At 65.9% G+C, this 1063-nt stretch carries 2 protein-coding genes; both read left to right on the top strand.

The window, feature by feature from the left end:
- A partial coding sequence (locus AC097L_RS26130) for an SDR family oxidoreductase (RefSeq protein WP_479589597.1) occupies nucleotides 1–210 on the top strand: 210 nt, incomplete at its 5' end.
- A 10-nt stretch (nucleotides 211–220) separates the two neighbouring features.
- Nucleotides 221–1063: sugar kinase (locus AC097L_RS26125; RefSeq protein WP_479589596.1), on the top strand; the 843-nt coding region annotated here is incomplete at its 3' end.

The following is a 1063-nucleotide window of genomic DNA, read 5'->3' as shown; positions in this document are numbered from 1 at the left end:
CCCATGTGGGGCAAGGGCGACGCGTTGTTTGCCCAGTACGAGGGGCTGGCGCTGGGCGAAGAGAAGCGCCAGGTCGGGCTGGCGGTGCCGTTGGGGCGCATGGGCGACCCATCGGACCTGGAGGGCGCTGCCGTCTTCTTTGCGGGCGATGAGTCGCGCTACATCACGGCGCAGACGCTCAACGTCGACGGCGGCAACTGGATGAGCTGAGGAGCCCGCCATGACCAAAATCATCACCATGGGCGAGATCCTGGTGGAAATCATGGCCCAGGACCGGGGCCAGTCGTTCCGCCAGCCGGGTGTGCTGCTGGGGCCGTACGCCAGCGGTGCACCGGCCATCTTCATCGACCAGGTCGGCAAGCTCGGGTGCCCGGCGGGCATGGTCGGGTGCGTGGGCGAAGACGACTTTGGCCACCTGAATGCGCAGCGGCTGCGTGCCGACGGCGTGGACGTGTCCGGCATCGCCTTCTTGCCCAATGCCACCACCGGCAGTGCCTTCGTCACCTACCGGCAGGACGGCAACCGCGACTTTGTGTTCAACATCGTTAACAGCGCGTCGGCCCGGCTGGGGGTAGAACACGTCACGCCGCAGGCTTTGGCCGGGTGCACGCACTTCCATGTGATGGGCTCGTCGCTGTTTTCCGAGTCCATCGTGGCAGCCATGAAAAAGGCCGTGGACCTGGTCAAGCGCCAGGGCGGCACGGTTTCGTTCGACCCCAACATTCGCAAGGAAATTCTGCGCTCCAGCGCCATGCGCGAGGCCCTGGCCTACTTTTTGGCCCGCACCGACATCTTTTTGCCCAGCGGCAATGAAGTGACTTTGCTGGTCAACGCCGACACCGAAGAAGCCGCCATCCCCGAGCTATTCGCCCTGGGGGTGCAAGAGCTGGTCATCAAGCGCGGGGCAGACGGTGCCAGCTTTGTAGACCGGCAGCAACGCATCGCCGTGCCCGCCCTGGCCGTGGCCGAGGTAGACCCCACCGGCGCGGGCGACTGCTTTGGCGGTGCCTTCGTGGCCTGCCGCCAGCTGGGCATGCCCACTGCGCAAGCCCTTGACTTTGCC

It is taken from the genome of Rhodoferax sp. RT5P35 (assembly GCF_056521385.1).
Note: the sequence above shows the minus strand (reverse complement) of the source record. Positions and strands in the feature narration are given on the sequence as shown.